The sequence below is a fragment of the Psychrobacter celer genome, assembly GCF_016107555.1.
Lineage (GTDB): Bacteria > Pseudomonadota > Gammaproteobacteria > Pseudomonadales > Moraxellaceae > Psychrobacter > Psychrobacter celer.
Map to the genome: position 1 here is coordinate 1 of NZ_JABASU010000009.1, position 17,015 is coordinate 17,015.

Annotated in this window: 13 protein-coding genes and 1 other annotated feature; of the genes, 6 read left to right on the forward strand and 7 right to left on the reverse strand. The window is 47.3% G+C overall.

Going from position 1 to position 17,015, the window contains the following annotated elements; genetic code table 11:
* Positions 1–127: 127 nt before the first annotated feature.
* Positions 128–655 carry a peroxiredoxin gene (locus tag JFC05_RS06030; RefSeq protein ID WP_198336190.1) on the reverse strand — a complete coding sequence of 176 codons (528 nt, stop codon included), beginning with the start codon at positions 653–655 and terminating at the stop codon, positions 128–130.
* Positions 656–822: 167 nt separating this feature from the next.
* On the opposite strand from JFC05_RS06030, the gene JFC05_RS06035 reads away from it, so the two are divergent.
* Positions 823–2,042, forward strand: a protein-coding gene (locus JFC05_RS06035; RefSeq protein ID WP_198336191.1) for an IS3 family transposase whose coding sequence is annotated in 2 segments (ribosomal slippage) — positions 823–1,108 and positions 1,108–2,042 — 1,221 coding nt in all. Because the reading frame shifts where the segments join, the coding sequence is not laid out codon by codon here.
* Positions 1,098–1,214: a sequence feature (AL1L pseudoknot), on the forward strand. (Overlaps the previous gene by 117 nt.)
* A 338-nt stretch (positions 2,043–2,380) precedes the next feature.
* Here the strand turns inward: JFC05_RS06035 and JFC05_RS06040 are convergent.
* Positions 2,381–3,265, reverse strand: a complete 885-nt coding sequence (locus JFC05_RS06040) for an ABC transporter ATP-binding protein (protein WP_227697435.1) — start codon at positions 3,263–3,265, stop codon at positions 2,381–2,383.
* A gap of 15 nt (positions 3,266–3,280) precedes the next feature.
* The gene (locus JFC05_RS06045; protein WP_227697436.1) at positions 3,281–3,676 is read right to left on the reverse strand and encodes a FecCD family ABC transporter permease; all 396 of its coding nucleotides are present in this window, start codon (positions 3,674–3,676) and stop codon (positions 3,281–3,283) included.
* 142 nt (positions 3,677–3,818) lie between these two features.
* Between JFC05_RS06045 and JFC05_RS06050 the strand changes: the two genes are divergently transcribed.
* The 3 genes from JFC05_RS06050 to JFC05_RS06060 all read left to right on the forward strand — a co-directional run bounded on the left by JFC05_RS06050 (position 3,819) and on the right by JFC05_RS06060 (position 9,642).
* On the forward strand, positions 3,819–5,081 hold the full coding sequence (locus tag JFC05_RS06050) for an HmuY family protein (protein WP_227697437.1): 1,263 nt from the start codon (positions 3,819–3,821) through the stop codon (positions 5,079–5,081).
* 194 nt (positions 5,082–5,275) lie between these two features.
* The gene (locus JFC05_RS06055; protein WP_198336192.1) at positions 5,276–7,030 is read left to right on the forward strand and encodes a multidrug ABC transporter permease/ATP-binding protein; all 1,755 of its coding nucleotides are present in this window, start codon (positions 5,276–5,278) and stop codon (positions 7,028–7,030) included.
* A gap of 296 nt (positions 7,031–7,326) precedes the next feature.
* A complete protein-coding gene (locus JFC05_RS06060) occupies positions 7,327–9,642 on the forward strand; it encodes a TonB-dependent siderophore receptor (protein ID WP_198336193.1) in 2,316 nt (771 codons plus the stop codon).
* Positions 9,643–10,164: 522 nt separating this feature from the next.
* Here the strand turns inward: JFC05_RS06060 and nhaC are convergent.
* The 4 genes from nhaC to hppD all read right to left on the reverse strand — a co-directional run bounded on the left by nhaC (position 10,165) and on the right by hppD (position 14,373).
* Entirely contained in the window at positions 10,165–11,571 is a 1,407-nt protein-coding gene (nhaC, locus tag JFC05_RS06065; RefSeq protein WP_198336194.1) for a Na+/H+ antiporter NhaC, read from the reverse strand.
* Between the two features lie 90 nt (positions 11,572–11,661).
* Positions 11,662–12,003, reverse strand: coding sequence for a 4a-hydroxytetrahydrobiopterin dehydratase (locus JFC05_RS06070; RefSeq protein ID WP_075102380.1), 342 nt, complete (start codon positions 12,001–12,003; stop codon positions 11,662–11,664).
* An 80-nt stretch (positions 12,004–12,083) separates the two neighbouring features.
* Positions 12,084–13,052 (reverse strand): phenylalanine 4-monooxygenase, encoded by a 969-nt coding sequence (gene phhA / locus JFC05_RS06075; RefSeq protein WP_227697438.1) that lies wholly within the window; start codon positions 13,050–13,052, stop codon positions 12,084–12,086.
* A 220-nt stretch (positions 13,053–13,272) separates the two neighbouring features.
* Positions 13,273–14,373, reverse strand: coding sequence for a 4-hydroxyphenylpyruvate dioxygenase (gene hppD, locus JFC05_RS06080; protein ID WP_198336195.1), 1,101 nt, complete (start codon positions 14,371–14,373; stop codon positions 13,273–13,275).
* Between the two features lie 193 nt (positions 14,374–14,566).
* Between hppD and JFC05_RS06085 the strand changes: the two genes are divergently transcribed.
* On the forward strand, positions 14,567–15,493 hold the full coding sequence (locus JFC05_RS06085) for a LysR family transcriptional regulator (RefSeq protein WP_198336196.1): 927 nt from the start codon (positions 14,567–14,569) through the stop codon (positions 15,491–15,493).
* Positions 15,494–15,682: 189 nt separating this feature from the next.
* Positions 15,683–16,978: a fumarylacetoacetase gene (gene fahA, locus JFC05_RS06090; protein WP_227697439.1), complete on the forward strand. Its 1,296-nt coding sequence runs from the start codon at positions 15,683–15,685 to the stop codon at positions 16,976–16,978.
* Positions 16,979–17,015: the final 37 nt, after the last annotated feature.

Here is a 17,015-nt window from a genome sequence, read left to right on the forward strand (position 1 = left end):
CTCTATTTAAAGGAATGTGAGTGGCGTTTTAATCACAGTGACCCAAAGTCGCAATGACTACAATTAAAACAATGGGTTAAACAGGGTTTGAACTAGTTATCTAGGACAGCCCCAGAATTAATTTGATTTACTTCTGGCTTTTTAAGTACTCTAACATGGTGTCAGCATCTGACACTTCGAACGGGTCTGTTGGGCAGTTGTCACCGAAGTTAGGTTCTTTGAACACCTTTTTGATTTCTTTATTATCGACATACATTGAATAACGCCATGAGCGCATGCCAAAGCCAAGATTGCTCTTATCCACCAGCATACCCATTTTACGAGTGAACTCACCGTTACCGTCAGGAAGTAAGAAAACGTTTTCACGGCCTTGCTTTAAGCCCCACTGGTACATAACAAAGGCATCGTTAACAGAAACACAAACAACTTCATCAACACCTAGCGCTTTAAACTCATTGTAAAGCTCTTCATAGCGAGGCAAATGACTGGTTGAACAGGTTGGTGTAAAGGCGCCAGGTAGTGAGAATACAACTACTTTTTTATTGGCAAATAACTCATCTGTGGTTAGATCATACCATTTGAATGGGTTTTCACCACCGATAGATTCATCACGAACACGAGTTTTAAAAGTTACATCAGGTACATGGGTAATCATTTTTATCTCCGAGTTAGGTTATTGTGTTTTTGTACCCTACTTTCTTCAGTTATATATTAACAGCTATACCAATCCTTGTTCAAATCTTTAAGGTTATCTTTTAAACTTTTGAACTTTTGAACCGCCCCGGTATTGTCGGAGACTCAACGCTCCAAGAGAATACGACAATGAAAAGACAAACCTACACTCCTGAGATTAAAGAACGCGCCGTCCGTATGCTAATTGAAGCTAAAGACGATTACCCATCCACCTGGTCAGCCATCAAAGCCATAGCGCCAAAGATAGGTTGCACGCCTGAGACACTACGATCCTGGCATAAGAAGCACATTGATAAAACCATTCCTGCAAATGTGCAAGCTCAAAGCCAAGCCGAGCGTATCAAGGAGCTTGAACGTGAGAACAAAGAACTCAAACAGGCCAATGAGATCATACGTAAGGCAGCCGCTTTTTTCGTCCAGGCGAAGCTCGACCGCTGACTAAGACAATGGTTAGATTTATCGATGCGTATAAATATCAATACAGGATCGAGTCAATTTGTAGAGTCCTACCAGTTGCCCCATCAACCTATTATCGGGCTAAAGACTTAGAGGACTGTCCTGAAAAGCGCTCGTTGCGTCAGCAGCATGACGACTATTATATCAGTGAAATCAAACGTATTTGGCAAGACAGTAAATGCCGTTACGGTGCGCGTAAAGTCTGGCAGCAGATGAAAGCTGATTGCTTAAAGGTTGCTCGGTGTACCGTAGAGCGATTAATGAAGCAGTATGGCCTACAAGGCGTCTGGCGCGGTAAAGGTAAGATAACCACCAATAGCCGTGACGATCAAAAGCGTGCTGATGACTTGGTTAATCGTAACTTTAATGCGCATCGTCCTAATCAGCTGTGGGTTGCAGATTTTACCTATATCAAGACGACAAGCGGCTGGGTCTATACCGCTTTTATTATTGATGTGTTTGCCCGTGCTATCGTTGGCTGGAAAATATCGAATCGTATGAACACTGATATGGTGATGTCAGCGTTAAATCAAGCAATAGCAGACAGAAACAACCCAAAAGATGTGATTCATCATAGTGATCGCGGCGTTCAGTACTTATCCATTCGCTATACTGATAAAATGACGGATTCTGGCGTGATTGCCTCTGTTGGTACCACAGGCGACTCTTATGACAACGCATTGGCTGAGACGGTCAATGGGCTTTATAAGTCTGAGGTGATTCATTATTTAAAGCAAAACTGGACTGGTGTGAACGATGTTGAACTGGCAACCCTTGAGTGGGTGGACTGGTTTAACAAAACCCGTTTGCATAGCACGATTGGATATGTGTCACCCTTTGAGTTTGAAAAGCGGTATTATGATAATTTAATCCTGTCAGGTATTGCTGCCTGACTCAAGTAAACCAGACTCCTATATAGTCGGGGCGGTTCACTGTTTGCTGGTATCATTAATTCCGAGCTTAGAATATGACTTTTGCAAGAGGTCTACTATCTAGTAAACTGAAGACACGCCCTAATCAGCTATTAGGGCAATATTAGCTTTTTATTTCAATATGACTATTCGATTGAACATAAAACGTGCTCTGACGTTTTTTATATACTCGATCCTAAATAAAACTGGCAGGCAAGAGACTATATGCCAAGTGCTGCTGGTAGTTGTTTGACGCAGCATCGAGCGGTGTAGGCACAGCACACAAGAAAAATAAATACCAGTAGATTGACTGTATATGGTTATACAAACACCATCCCATCTTCGGTCTGATGTGCCTTGATATCGACATCATAGGCAGCGCTGAGTCGTTGACGGGTCATTACCTCAGTAGGCGTGCCTTGGGCAATAACCCTCCCACCGTTTAGTAGTACCACCTCATCGGTATAGCGATGGGCATGGGTCAAGTCATGCAGCACTACCAAGATACTTTTGCGCTGCTCATGTACCAGGGTGTGTAAATAATGCAATAAAAAACGCTGATGGCGAATGTCAAGATGGTTGGTCGGCTCATCAAACATCATGATTTTGGTGTCTTGCATCAGCGCCCGCACGATAGCCAAGCGCTGCTTTTCCCCGCCTGACAAGGTTTGCACACGGGCATCGGTTAGATTTGACAGCTCAAAATCTTGCAGCAAGGTTTGCGCGCGATCAACATGGTGACGATTTGGCCGCTGATACCAAGCAAGGTTTGGCGAGACGCCCAATAGCGCATAATCAAGCACCGTAAGCGGCAGCTCAAAACGCTCATGTTGCCCAACCCAAGCGATATGACCATCACGCATCATCTCATCGATAGGCTGGCCTTGAGCCGTGATATTCCCCTGTGTTTTTAACGCCACCCCAGTATGCTGACCCAATACTGTATGCAATAATGTGCTTTTACCCGCGCCATTGGGCCCGATAAAGGCGACGAGCTTTTGGCTTGGCACGGTTAGCTTGTCTATTTTTAGCATCACTTTGTCACCATGCGAGATATGAATATCTTGCATCGACAACAGCTCGCTTGCTTTCTCATGACTTGTATTATTATTTTGACTCGGTTGCCCTGTTTGCATTGACCGTACTGGCCGCACGGGTTTTGCTGCCGCAGCGCTGCGTCCACTTTGAAAAAATGAATCAAGCATAGTTACTCCTATCAATTAACGGCGGCTACTGCGCACAAACAGCCAAATAAAGAAGGGGCCACCAAGCAGCGCTAAAACGATGCCAACAGGCACATCCACTGGATAAGCGACATGCCGCGCTGTGCCATCAATGAGCAGCAATAATATCGCCCCAAGCCAGCCCGACCAAATCATCAGCCGCATACGCCCGCCACCAAACAAAATAGCCAGCAGGTTGGGCACCATCATGCCAATAAAGCCGATGACGCCGGCTAAGGACACCGCCGCTCCTGTCAACAATGCCGAGGCAATCACCACCAGACAGCGCACCACTCCCACCTTGATACCCAAGGACTTAGCAGCGGCCTCCCCTAGCATCAACCCATCTAACTGCCGACCTAAGGGTAATAAGATAGCCAGCCCCAAGATCATGGTTACTGGGTGCCAGCTATCACTGGTAAGCCCTTGCCCGCACTTATATTAAAGCACCTTTTGTAAAACAATTGTTTAAAAAACTCTGTCTATAGCGCTGTTTTTATCTTTAGCCAAAACAACAACCATCAAGGAGCCTGACATGACCAGCCCCACCCTAGCAATGAACACCAAGCCGACCAAATTGGCATTACTTTTTAGCAGCAGCCTATTAGCCCTTAGCATGACCGGCTGCGGTGGCGGCGGTGATGGATCGAGTAGTGGCAATAACGGAAATAGCGATAATGATGGCAGCACACCGCCTGCCAGCAGTGCCAGCTTTAGCGAAACCGCCACATGGCAAGTCACCAACCTAGCACCTGATAGTGCCACTTGTTATGACTTTGATGCCAAAGCTGAAAGCTCATGTGACGGCGATACATGGGATATTAAGTTTGAAAACCAAGCACGTTCGGTCAAGCTTTGGTCTAATAGTGGCGACTCTGGCGCAGGCATGGGCGGGGTTTTTGGCTTGATCGATTGGTCTGATCTGAGCCGTTATACCAATGCCACCCTTGACCCTGATACAGGCCGTGACATCAGCCTGCACTATAACGAAGACCGCAGCGGCGGGGTGTTTACTGCGAAGCCTTGGTTTGAGTACAACTTACAAGGCAATCATCAGCTATATCCCAACAACCGCGTCTATATGGTCACCACAGACAGTAGTAGCGCCATGACAGACAGCAGCGTCCAGCAGCCGATCTATGCCATGCAAATCACCAACTACTACAATGATGCTGGAAAATCTGGCTACCCAACCATTCGCTGGATTGATACGGCGCTACCAAATCAGGTACAGACCCAAACCATCAACGCCACCAGCAATGATGATTGGGTATATGTTGACCTAAAAACAGGCCAAAGCAGCACGGACAAAGACAGCACTTGGCAGATCGGCTTTAAGCGTAATGATGTGATTTTAAATGGTGGGGATTCGGGCAGTGGTAAGGTTGGCGGTTATCTTGCCGCCACACCAGCAGGATATTATGACGCAAAAGACGAGCCTATTGTCAGTCAATTTATCACCGATGGTAGTGCAGCGACCTTAGCCAACCTCACCAGCACAGCAGACTACGACAAGCCACTAAGCGCTAGAAGCTGGGTGATTGACAGTAAAGGCTCAGATCTCAACCCTGCGTATACTGGCAACTTCCCGAATTTGGATTTTGGCTGGTACACCTATAATGGCATGACCCATCAGCTAAATCCCAAACCACTTGATAGTGCTCAAGGCGCCCTTATCAGATCTGCTGAAGGCAACAGCTATGCGCGCGTGCGTTTGGATAAGATCAATTATCCTGATAGCGCGGCGACGACGGCGACCTCGTGGGAGTTTAAACTAGACATTCAGCCGGCTTCTTAGGCTGTGTTTTTTCACCCAGTCGCAGAGCAAGGACAAGGAGTCGATATAAAAAGCTATTTTTTATAGCTTCTACTTGTCATAGCTTCTATTTATATAGCCTGTATTTTTTTATCAGCGTTCAGCCTTATAAGCATCTATAGGGCGAACGCCAAGCTTCTTTAAAACCCTCAAAAACGTATATTTATTGAGTCTTTATGTCCCCTCGCGCTGCCGCTTCTTTGTATCATATGGTATGGGCGCACTATCGCCTGCCGTTTTTAAAAGTTGTTTTATTAAACCTGCTCAATGCCGCCGTCAGCGTCGGTATCATTGCGTATATCAATCACACCTTTATCAGCCAGTCTGTCTTTAGTGCTTTATCATGGCAGAGCTTGGGGCAGTTTTCGCTATTGGTGCTGCTATTGCTAACGACCACGTTTTTAGCACAATATGCCCTCACGCGCTTGGGTCATCGGTTTGTCTATGAGCTACGGAAAAAACTGGTCAAACAAATCATCGACACCGCCGTGCCGCAGATAGATAATCTAGGGAGCGCACGCCTACTTGCCAGCCTATCCTCTGACATTCAGTCTATCACCACCGCGTTTGTGCGCATGCCAGAGCTGGTACAAGGCGTGATTTTATCGGTAGGTGTCGGGCTGTATCTGGGCTGGCTGTCGCTGCCATTGTTATTGATTGTCATGTTCTGGATTGTGATGACGATTTGGATCAGTAATATTTTGGTCAAGCACGTCTATACACATCTGACAGAGCTACGCGAGATCAATGATGATTTATACCAAGATTATCAGTCCATCATAGAAGGGCGTAAAGAGCTGGCGCTCAACCAACACCGCGCCCAAAGGCTGTATAACGACGACTTTTTGCGGCACGCCAAAGCCTATGAACAGACCGTGACCAAGTCTGACACCTTTCATTTATCGGCAGTAAACTGGTCCAATATCATGATGTTTGCCGCGATTGGTATCATCTTTGCTGTCGCAAGCTCTCTGGGCATCTCTATGGCTGTGGCCACGACGTTTTCTTTGACGATTTTATTTATGCAGTCCCCGCTCCTACATGCTGTCGGCGCTTATCCCACGCTACAAACTGCCCAAGTGGCTTTAGAAAAAATACAGGCGTTGGCACTTGCTGATTATCAGCCGGATTTTCAAACAGACAGCGCGGCGACAAACTGGCAAACCATCTGTTTTCAGGATATCTGTTATCGCTACCCACACAACACCGATAGCCAAAATGTGACAGCTGTCGACAGCGAGCATGTCGATGATATCTTACAGTCTGTCACGCTAACTTTGCAACGCGGCGATGTGGTGTTTTTGATAGGGGCAAATGGTAGCGGCAAGTCTACGCTGGCCAAGATCATCACGGGGATTTTTGCCCCGACGACGGGCACCGTAACAGTCGATGGAAAGCTCATTCATTCTCAAAACAGCGATTCACAAAGTAGCGACTTACAAACTAACAACTTACAAAGTAGCGCCGATTATCGCCAGCTGTTTTCGGCGATTTTTAGCGATCATCATCTGTTTACGCAGCTCATCGGCCCTAAAGGACAAGCGCCTGATCGAGTACTGACGGATACATGGCTGCATCAGCTCAACCTGCAAGACAAAGTGAGCATCACTGACGACACCCTCTCTACCGATAAGCTGTCACAAGGCCAACGAAAACGACTGGCCATGCTCATCACTGTCGCCGAACAAAAAGACATCCTCCTCCTCGATGAATGGGCCGCAGACCAAGACCCTGCCTTTCGCCGTGTGTTTTATCAAACACTGATACCCAAGCTCAAAACCATGGGCAAAACCTTGTTTATCATTAGTCACGACGACAGCTATTTTGAGCATGCCGATCGATTGCTACTGATGAAAGCAGGCCGACTGATAGAGCTAAACGCTGAAGAACGGCAGCGTGCCAGCATCGACGCCATTGCGATGCTCAAATAAATGACGCGCGCTTGGCACGATACGCACTACTCGCAGTGGTCGATACTTCTATAGTCAATCCGATATAAAAACGATATGGCGAGATGAAGTGTCGTTTTACGCAGCATCGAGCAGCGCAGGTACAGCACGCAATAAAACCAACGCTTTATCGAGCAATTTAGATTTGACTATACGGAGTCCTTGAATGCAATTTTTTAATGATAACAATTATCATTAATGTTATTATTCTCATTGTTGCAAGTATTGTTACAACTTTGTACCCAAAAGACAACCATTTCAGTTCAAAAGGACATCAGATGCGGTCTCATTTACCCCCTCTATCTATCCGAACCATCCGAAAAAAACACCTGACATTGGCCGTACAGATCGGCCTCTTAATGGGTGTCAGTCACATCGCAGCCGCGCAATCGATTGCGGCCAAGACAATCGACAACTCAGGCAGTGCTGAGTCGTCTACAGGCGCAGAAGTCATCAGCGAAAGTGAAACGACCACTGCTGTGACCTCGATCGCCCCATCGACCACGTTAGAGGCCATTACTGTCTATGCCGATGGCTATCGCAGCACCGGTACCAAGACCGCCTTAGACCCTGAAGATGCGCCCATGAGCTATACCCGTATCGCTCAGGAGCTGTTAAAAAAGCGCCAAGCAGATAGTGTCAACGCTGCTTTGCGTTATGAGCCAGGCATAAGCTCGGAGAGCCGCGGCACAGTCTCTATCTTTGATGAGTATAATATCCGCGGTTTTAAGACCTACTCAAATTTTTATGACGGTCTCAGACTGCCCTATGATGGTGCGTGGAATCTGATGCCACAAGTCGATGTCTATGCGACTGAAGCGGTCGAGGTGGTCAAAGGTCCCGCCTCTTCGCTCTACGGTTATGCTGCACCAGGTGGTATGGTCAACCAGATCGCCAAAACCCCAAAGAGCACGCAAGAAACCGAAGTGCAGCTGCGACTTGGCAATCAAAACTTAAAAGAGGTAGCGGTCGATACGACAGGACCAGTCAGCGATGCGCTTAACTATCGCTTGGTGGCATTAAAACGGCAAAAAGACGGTCAAATGCAGACCACCGAAGAAGAGCGATTACTGATTAATCCATCGCTTGAGTGGCAGGCGACTGACGATGTCTCTGTGCTTGCCAATCTGTTTTATCAAGATGATCCAGAGATGGTGCCATCCACTCCACTACCCGCTGTCGGTACGGTCTACAACGCCAGCTATGGCAAATTAGACAGCGACGCCTATGCAGGAGATCAATGGAATCATTTTAGTAAAGAAGTACTGATGCCAAGCATTACGGTAAACTGGGATATCAATGACAATCTCACCTTTAAGCACATCTTACGCTATACCGATGCCGAAGCTGAGCAGCGCAATATGTATAATAGTGGCGGGTTTGTCGATGGTAGCGATAAGATCTTAAACCGCGTGGCGTATACCACTGATGAGCGCATGAAAAACTGGACCACAGACAACCAGCTGGCTTATAAGTTTGATACTGAAAATACCTCACATAATCTATTGTTTGGTGCTGAGTATCAAGAGACAGATAGCAATGCGGTTTATTATGATGCGGGCGCAAATGGCACGCCAAACCTTGACCTATCTAATCCAGACTTCTCACAAATAAATACGGCTACGCTGCCACTAGATGCCTATCGTCAAGACGAAGACATCGAGCAAAGCCAGCTTGGGCTCTATATACAAGATGAAATGCAGTGGCAAGATTTGACTGTGGTCGCAGGCTTGCGTCACGATAAGTTTGAGAGTATCACTGAGCAGACCAAAGCCGCACAAGGCGCGGTGTACGATGCACAAACGATCGATAATGATGCCTCAAAAACCAGTGGTCGTCTGGCGGCCATTTATGATTTGGATAATGGTTTATCGCCTTATGCCAGCTATTCGCAGTCGTTTCAGCCTGTCGTTGGTAGCAACTTTATTACCAATGAAGCGTTTAAACCCACCACCGCCGACCAGCTAGAAGCGGGTATCAAATATCTGTCTTCAGATCGCGCGACCAAAGGCACGCTCGCTGTCTTTGATATCACGCAAAAGAACGTCGTAGTCGCAGACGAAATCAACTATAGAAGCCAAACTCAGACCGGTGAGATTGAGTCAAAAGGCTTTGAGATATCAGGCAGTCATATGCTCAATGACTGGGTGGATGTTGCGGCAAGCTATAGCTATACCGACGCTGAGATTACAAAAGATGAATTCAACCCTGACGTGGTTGGCAACACCCCTGCCCAAACAGCTAAGCACAAAGCCACGCTGTGGGCCGACTACTACGCCACAGATAAGCTTACACTGAATGCAGGCGTACGCTACGAAGACGGCATGCAGCTTGATAAACAAAACTCGGATGAGCTACCAAGCGTGACCTTGTTCGATATCGGTGGCAATTATCAAATCAGTCCGATGCTGGCTGTCGGCGCGAGTATCAATAACTTGTTTGATAAAACCTATGTCGGTGCCTGTTACGATATCAACAACTGCTGGATGGGGCCTGAGCGTCAAATGTCTGTCAGTTTGCAGGCGACATTTTCAGCGTTAATCCAAAAGGCTGGTGTTTTGGTGGAGACTGACCAGAGCACCAATGCTTTATAACTGGCCTGATGACATCCCCTACAAACAAAGCATCTCCGGTAAACACACCTACCGCCTTGTCTGGATAAGTGCTGTCAAATACCGCGTACGCTAGGTGATCATCAGTATGACCTGGTGTCTCGAGCACCCGAATCTCAAGCTGCCCAATCGTGAAACAATCACCCTCATACACCGTCTACTATATTTATCGTTATCGTTGATGTTTTATGTCGTTATAATTTATTCAAGCCGGTGCTTACCGCTTATTGAATTGATGATTTTTTATAAGCTGTTTTATGGGCAAGCAGTTCACACCAATATTTATTTAAAATTTAGCACAGACCAGCGCCACAATATACAACAACATATATTAACATAGCCATTATCTGCTTTGGTGCTAAACGATAGGTAGCGCCGCCCTACTGTGAAAACTTTATTGATAAGAATAAATTGATAAAACCTTACTGATCAAAACAGCACGCATAAAAAATCGGCCTACAAGCAGACCGATTGGGGCATCATTTTTATGTTTTTTATGAAGAGCTATGCAGACGTTTTGGCGCTAGGAGCATCTACGCGGCTGATGGTAATACCGGTAAAACCGAATATCAATGTCAAGAGCAGTGACAAATAGCAGAAAAACGCATAGGGCAAATAATCCAGTACAGGAACGCCTAACGCCTGACTGATAAATACCCCGCACACACTCCATGGTACCAGCGGATTGATGACCGTACCTGCATCCTCAATGGTGCGTGATAGATTTTTGGGATGCAGGTTCAAGCGCTCAAAGGTCGGGCGAAATGCCGTACCGGATAATAAAATACTCAAATACTGCTCACCGATCAGCACATTGATACTAAGCGCGGACATCGCCGCGGCAAAGATTGCGCGCCCTGCAGTGGTCAAGCTGCCTTTAATCCCTGATAGCAATGCTGGCAAAATACCCAATGCCGTCAGCAAGCCACCCAGACTGAGCGCCAGCACCACGATTGCTTGGGTAAAAAACATGCTTTGTACACCGCCGCGCGATATCATCCCTGCCACTTCGCCCAGCTCTAGCGACTCAGCTGGCGTATAGCCTGCAAACAAATAGCCGCCTAATTGCCCGATACTGGGTGAGCTATGAAAATAGGTGACGATAAGGGCGACAAAAATAGTACAGATGATGGTATAAATGGCGTTGATGCGAAACACTGCCAACCCTACCAACACGACAAAAGGCAGTACCGCATAGTTTTGTACCAAGCCGCTGTCTATCAACTGGTTTTGTAGTACAGTCACTTGACTTAAGTCCGAGCTCACCGTCTGCCCCGAAAAAAACCAAAACAATATCACGGTTAGTATCCATGCAGGGATGGTGGTATACATCATATTGCGAATATGGGCAAACAGATCAATCCCCACCACAGATGAGGCGATGGTACAAGTATCGGACAGCGGCGACATCTTATCACCAAAAAACGCGCCCGACACCACCGCACCTGCAGCAATAGCGACGTTGGCATCAAACGCATGGCTCATGCCGATAAAAGCCACCCCAAGAGTCGCCGCGGTCGTCAAGCTACTGCCTAAGGCCACGCCGATAATAGAGGTCAGTACAAACGCTGAAATATAGTAATACTCAGGCGATATCAGCTGAAAACCAAAATACATCAGCGTCGGAATGGCACCAGACATCATCAAGGCGGCGACCATCAGACCGATAAAAAAGAATAAATATATCGCGCCAATACCGCGCATCACGCCAGAGGCCATCTGTGCTTGCATGTCATCGAAGCTAAGGCCTCGAAACAAACCGATGGCCAGTAGGACACAGATAGCGAGTATCAATGAGAGATGAGGCACCCAGCCAAAGCCGATCATGGTGACGCCCATGATAGCGATGACGATGGCAGAGATCATAAATGCCAGTTGAAAAGAGATTTGAGTGAGTATTTTTGGTGGCATCACACATCCTTAGATTGCCAGTGGATTTGGCGTTAGGGTTGGCTTTGGGGTGGCAAGTTTAATCAGTTGCTCTGATTATTACTACCCTGATTATTTACCAAGTAGGCTATCGGTCTTGGCAGCCATGACAAAATCATTGCGATGCAGCCCCTTAATACTGTGTGACCACCAAGTAACCGTGGCCTTCCCCCACTCTACCAATATGCCTGGATGATGGCCTTCTGCTTCGGCGATATCGGCAAGCTCATTGGCAAATGCCATGGCCGCGACGAAGTTTTTAAACTTATACTGGCGCTGCAACTGCCGGATACCATCGACCTCGATAAGTGACCAATCAGGAATCTGCGTTAATAGCTCGCGCGCTTCAGTCTCACTGACTGTCGGGGCACCGATACGGCAGGCTTCGCAGCTGGCTTGGGATAGTGTCGTCATAATAAACTCCTTTTATTGTCATGATTACGTTTTTACGTGATATACGTCCGTGTTAAAGCAAATAAAACAAATAAAGCAAATCAGCAGTTGGCATCCATGGCATAGCTCGGCTCAAACAAACCCAGTGACATCGCTTGCTTGACCACGCCCATGATATCGCTGTCGACGATATCAAACAGCGTATCCAGCTCATCAATCACATAATAAATAGGCTGGATATGGTCGATACGATAAGGGGTGCGCAGCACATCGAGCAAATCAAACGCCCGATATTCAGGCGTGTCGCTCAGCGCATATAATGTCTCAGACGGTGAACTTAAGATACCGCCACCATAGATTTTGCGGTCTTTTGGGGCATGACCTACCAGCCCAAACTCGATGGTAAACCAATAGAGGCGCGCCAAAAACCACCGCTCTTCTTTGCTGGCGTTGAGACCTAATTTACCATAGGTTTCATTAAAAGCGGCAAATGCAGGATGAGTCAGCAACGGGCAATGGCCAACGATTTCATGAAAGATATCCGGCTCTTCGATATAGTCCATGTCATCCATGCGGCGAATAAAAGTCGCAACAGGAAAACGCCGCTGGGAGAGCAGTTTAAAAAACTTACCAAAGCTAATCAATGCTGGCACAGCAGCCGTTTGCCACCCTGTGGTCGCTTGCAAGACATCATCGATAGTAGCCAATTGGGGGATTTGGGTGATGGGTAGCTGCAGCTTTGTTAGGCCGTCTAAATATGCTGAACAGGCGCGATTGGGGATTTGTTTGGCTTGTCGCTCGAGCAGCGTTTGCCACATGAGGTGCTCATCATCGCTATAGGCAATATGGCCGTCGCTGTCTGGCTGGTGCGAGATATATGGCTGCTTTTGCGGCGCTTCTAGATAGGAAACTTCTAGACGAGAAGCCGCTAGATGGGCGCTGCTATTAGTGGTATTGGTATTAGTGCTATCGGTAATTGAGCCGTCAGCGGCTTGTTTTTTGCCGATGTCATTTTTGTGAGTGTTGCTGACAGCGCGTTGATAAGAGGGGGTATGTGAGAGGCGATCCATGCCTGAACTCCTTATATGACGATTGTTTTTTCTATCAGCCTATTGTCCCCTACCTGTTGACCATTCAAACTGGCGCGTCTATCACGTCGCCTAATCGGTCAAACAAGCTAGCCAGTCAGGCCAGCCAATACGGATAAGACTAAAAATACGCAAGCCAACTGCTACGTATAATGAAGCAAGTGGACAAGACAAACTCCTTTTGCCTTGCCCGCAGCTATAGCTATAGCGCTTCTGCTTCTGGTTGACCGATAGCGCCGCGGCGCACTTGGTCGCGCTCGATAGATTCAAACAACGCCTTAAAATTACCTTCGCCAAAGCCCTCTGCATAATCGCCTTTACGCTGGATAAATTCAAAAAACACTGGGCTGCCTAAGATGGTCTCGGAAAAAATCTGTAGCAGCAAGCGAGGCTCATTGCTCTCAGTCGTGCCATCTAGCAAGATACCGCGTGTTTGCAGTGCCGCGACATCCTCACCATGACCCGGCAGACGCTCACTTAACATGTCGTAATAAGCAGCGTTTGGCGCAGTCATCAGCGGAATGCCCGCCGCTTTGAGCAAATCGATGCTCGCCAGCAAGTCGTCACTGGCTAAGGCAATATGCTGAATGCCTTCGCCATTAAAGTGCATCAAATACTCTTCGATCTGCCCGCCACCCTGCTTTGATTCTTCATTAAGCGGGATGCGAATTTTGCCATCAGGGGCGGTCATGGCTTTACTAGTAAGACCTGTGTACTCGCCTTTGATATCAAAATAACGGATTTCGCGGAAATTAAAGATACGCTCATAGAAATTTGCCCAATACGCCATTCGGCCGCGATAGACGTTGTGCGTGAGATGATCGATGACTTTAAAGCCATGACCGGTAGGCTGCCTATCGACGTCAGCAAAAAACTCAAAGTCGACATCATAGATAGACTCACCGTCTTTGTAGCGGTCAATTAAATATATCAAAGAGCCACCGATGCCTTTTATCGCAGGCAAACGCAGCTCCATCACGCCTGTTGGCACCTCGACAGGCTGCGCGCCCATCTCAATGGCCCGCTCATAGGCTTTTTTGGCATCCTTCACCCGAAATCCCATACTACATGTCCCTGCACCATGCTCTTCTACAAAATAGCTGGCGTGGCTTTTTGGCTCACGGTTTAAGATGAGATTGATATCGCCTTGACGATAAAGCGCCACGTCCTTTGAGCGGTGGTTGGCGATGTGGCTAAAGCCTAGCTGCTTAAACAATGCATCGACGGCGTGTGGCTCAGGTGAAGCAAACTCTACAAAATCAAATCCGTTTAGTCCCATTGGGTTTTCAAATAAATCTGCCATGGTCATCATCCTTAATATCAATTACTGCTAAAAATAGTTAGTGCTAAAAATTGGCACTATCAATCCGTATAAAACCTTAAATCAGCGTAAAAATTTGTCTATATCAATAACGCTTATTGACGATGCATTTATATTAGATTAGCTTTATTTATAAGACTAATTGTTTTTTATGATTTATTTATCAGGTTTACTTATGAATATCAGCATTCGCCAATTGACCGCATTTATCACTGTCGCTGACAATGGTAGCTTTACCCGTGCCAGCGACCAGATGCATCTGACCCAATCTGCCGTGAGTGGTTTGATCAAAGAATTAGAATCCAGCCTCGGCATCGTGTTGTTTGACCGCACCACCCGCCAGCTGTCGTTGTCCGCTGTCGGTCGCCATCTGCTGCCACAAGCGCGGCGGGTACTAAATGAGATGCATCTTTTTGAAAACGAAGCCAATAGTTTGACCAGCTTGGCACAAGGCCAAGTCAGACTAGCGGTGTCGCAGTTTGCAGCCTCCTCTATGCCTGCTGTCATCGCTCAGTTTTCCCAAACCTATCCTGATATCAGCGTGTCGTTATTAGATTGCTCGGCCGAAAATGTCCTACAACACATCCAAAATATCGAGGTGGACTTAGGCGTCGGTACCGAGCTTGGATTTATGGAGATGGATGATGACATCAGCACCGACTTACTGTACGAATTGCCGTTTTGTGTGGTGATGCCAGAGCAGCATGTGTTGGCACAAAGAAGTGAGATCGTCTGGCAAGACTTGCTAGAGACGCCGCTTATTACCTTGCAAGGGCCATTTATTGAGCAAGTCACCACCGAGCTTGATGAAGCGGTCGCCGCCCATATTCAGCAAGCGCGCTACAAGGTCAATTTTATGTCGACAGCGCTGGAAATGACGCGTCAAGGGTTTGGTATCACGTTGTGCCTACCCTATATGCCAGAGGTGATCGACTGGGTCAGCGCCAATAGCTTACAGATGCGGCCACTTGCTCATCCAGTCAAGACAAGGCGGTTTTTTATCTATCAACGCTCATCACGAGCGCTAGCGCCTGCAACGGTTGCCTTTAAGCAGTTTTTGCAAACGTATTTTGCGCAGCACTTTACCGATCTGCATGGCTAATAGCGCCCCTAAAAGTAAGCGATAATGGGCATAAAAACCCTTGCAATACCTCTGATGATAACTTAGCATAAGACATAAATTATACTATTAGTAATAAATTACGTATTGCGTAATAAACCTTATATTTCTTATTCACTCGCTTTTTATTACCTAACTTTATCCTTTATTTTTTTTAGCAAGGAGCATCTGATGTCAACGATTGACAAAAACCTGACTTCGTTTATCGAGGTTGCCGCCGACTCTGATTTTTCTATTCACAATTTGCCTTATGGTATTTTTAGCGATACCAAGACTCAAGCAGAGGCAAACAACCGCCGTGCTGGCGTGGCAATCGGTGAATACGTACTGGATTTGTCTGTGCTTGAGTCAGCAGGTCTTTTAGATTTAGCAGGCGGGCCGTATTTTAACCAGCCGACCCTAAACGCCTTTATTGACTCAGGCCGAGATAATTGGCAAAAGGCGCGTGCGACGGTTCAAACACTGCTATCTGACGCAGACAGCACCCTACGTGACGACACCGAGCTACAAAAAAAGGCACTGTTTAAGCAAGCGGATGTCACCATGCATCTGCCCGTTCACGTGCCAGGCTTTACCGACTTTTACTCGTCTAAAGAGCATGCAACCAACGTCGGTACGATGTTTCGTGATCCAAACAATGCGCTGCTACCCAACTGGACAGAGATGCCAGTCGGTTACAATGGCCGCGCCAGCACGGTCGTCGTCAGTGGCACCGATATCGTGCGCCCCTCTGGGCAGCTAAAACCTAATGCGGATGAGCGCCCTATCTTCTCACCTTGTAAGCGCTTAGATTTTGAGCTAGAGACTGCGTTCGTCGTTGGCAAAGGCAACCAGCTTGGTCAGCCTATCGCCGTCGATGAAGCATTTGAGCATATTTTTGGCATGGTGTTGCTCAATGACTGGTCAGCGCGCGATATCCAAAAATGGGAATACGTGCCTTTAGGGCCATTCAATGCCAAAACCTTTGCTTCTGAGGTCTCGCCTTGGATTGTCACCATGGAGGCGCTTGCCCCCTTTAAGACCTCATGCCCTACCCAAGAGCCAAAACCGCTGGCGTATCTAAACGAGACCGCCACTGATACCAGCTTTGATATCAACCTATCGGTCGAGCTGCTACCCGAAAATGCCGAGAGCGCTACTGTCGTTTGTGAGACAAACTTTAAGTATATGTATTGGTCGATGGCGCAGCAGTTGACGCACCACACCATCACTGGCTGTAAGGTAGAAGTTGGCGATATGATGGGCTCAGGGACGATCTCGGGGCCGACACCTGACGCTTATGGCTCAATGCTCGAGATCGCTTGGAACGCGACCAAGCCTGTGACGCTAGCCGGCGGTGAGACGCGCAGCTTTATCGAAGATGGCGATACCGTCATCATGAAAGGCTATAGCGAAAAAGACGGCGTTCGAGTCGGTTTTGGCGAAGTACGCGGTAAAGTCTTGCCTGCCCTGAGCTTTGATTTTTAGCTTTGATTTTGACCACTGATACTGGCTATCACATAGG

Bases quoted from the DNA above. Each gene is read 5' to 3' on its own strand.
- JFC05_RS06030 (WP_198336190.1), bottom strand. From the start codon at position 655: ATGATTACCCATGTACCTGATGTAACTTTTAAAACTCGTGTTCGTGAT.
- JFC05_RS06040 (WP_227697435.1), bottom strand. From the start codon at position 3,265: ATGCTTGATTCATTTTTTCAAAGTGGACGCAGCGCTGCGGCAGCAAAA.
- JFC05_RS06045 (WP_227697436.1), bottom strand. From the start codon at position 3,676: ATGATCTTGGGGCTGGCTATCTTATTACCCTTAGGTCGGCAGTTAGAT.
- JFC05_RS06050 (WP_227697437.1), top strand. From the start codon at position 3,819: ATGACCAGCCCCACCCTAGCAATGAACACCAAGCCGACCAAATTGGCA.
- JFC05_RS06055 (WP_198336192.1), top strand. From the start codon at position 5,276: ATGTCCCCTCGCGCTGCCGCTTCTTTGTATCATATGGTATGGGCGCAC.
- JFC05_RS06060 (WP_198336193.1), top strand. From the start codon at position 7,327: ATGCGGTCTCATTTACCCCCTCTATCTATCCGAACCATCCGAAAAAAA.
- nhaC (WP_198336194.1), bottom strand. From the start codon at position 11,571: ATGCCACCAAAAATACTCACTCAAATCTCTTTTCAACTGGCATTTATG.
- JFC05_RS06070 (WP_075102380.1), bottom strand. From the start codon at position 12,003: ATGACGACACTATCCCAAGCCAGCTGCGAAGCCTGCCGTATCGGTGCC.
- phhA (WP_227697438.1), bottom strand. From the start codon at position 13,052: ATGGATCGCCTCTCACATACCCCCTCTTATCAACGCGCTGTCAGCAAC.
- hppD (WP_198336195.1), bottom strand. From the start codon at position 14,373: ATGGCAGATTTATTTGAAAACCCAATGGGACTAAACGGATTTGATTTT.
- JFC05_RS06085 (WP_198336196.1), top strand. From the start codon at position 14,567: ATGAATATCAGCATTCGCCAATTGACCGCATTTATCACTGTCGCTGAC.
- fahA (WP_227697439.1), top strand. From the start codon at position 15,683: ATGTCAACGATTGACAAAAACCTGACTTCGTTTATCGAGGTTGCCGCC.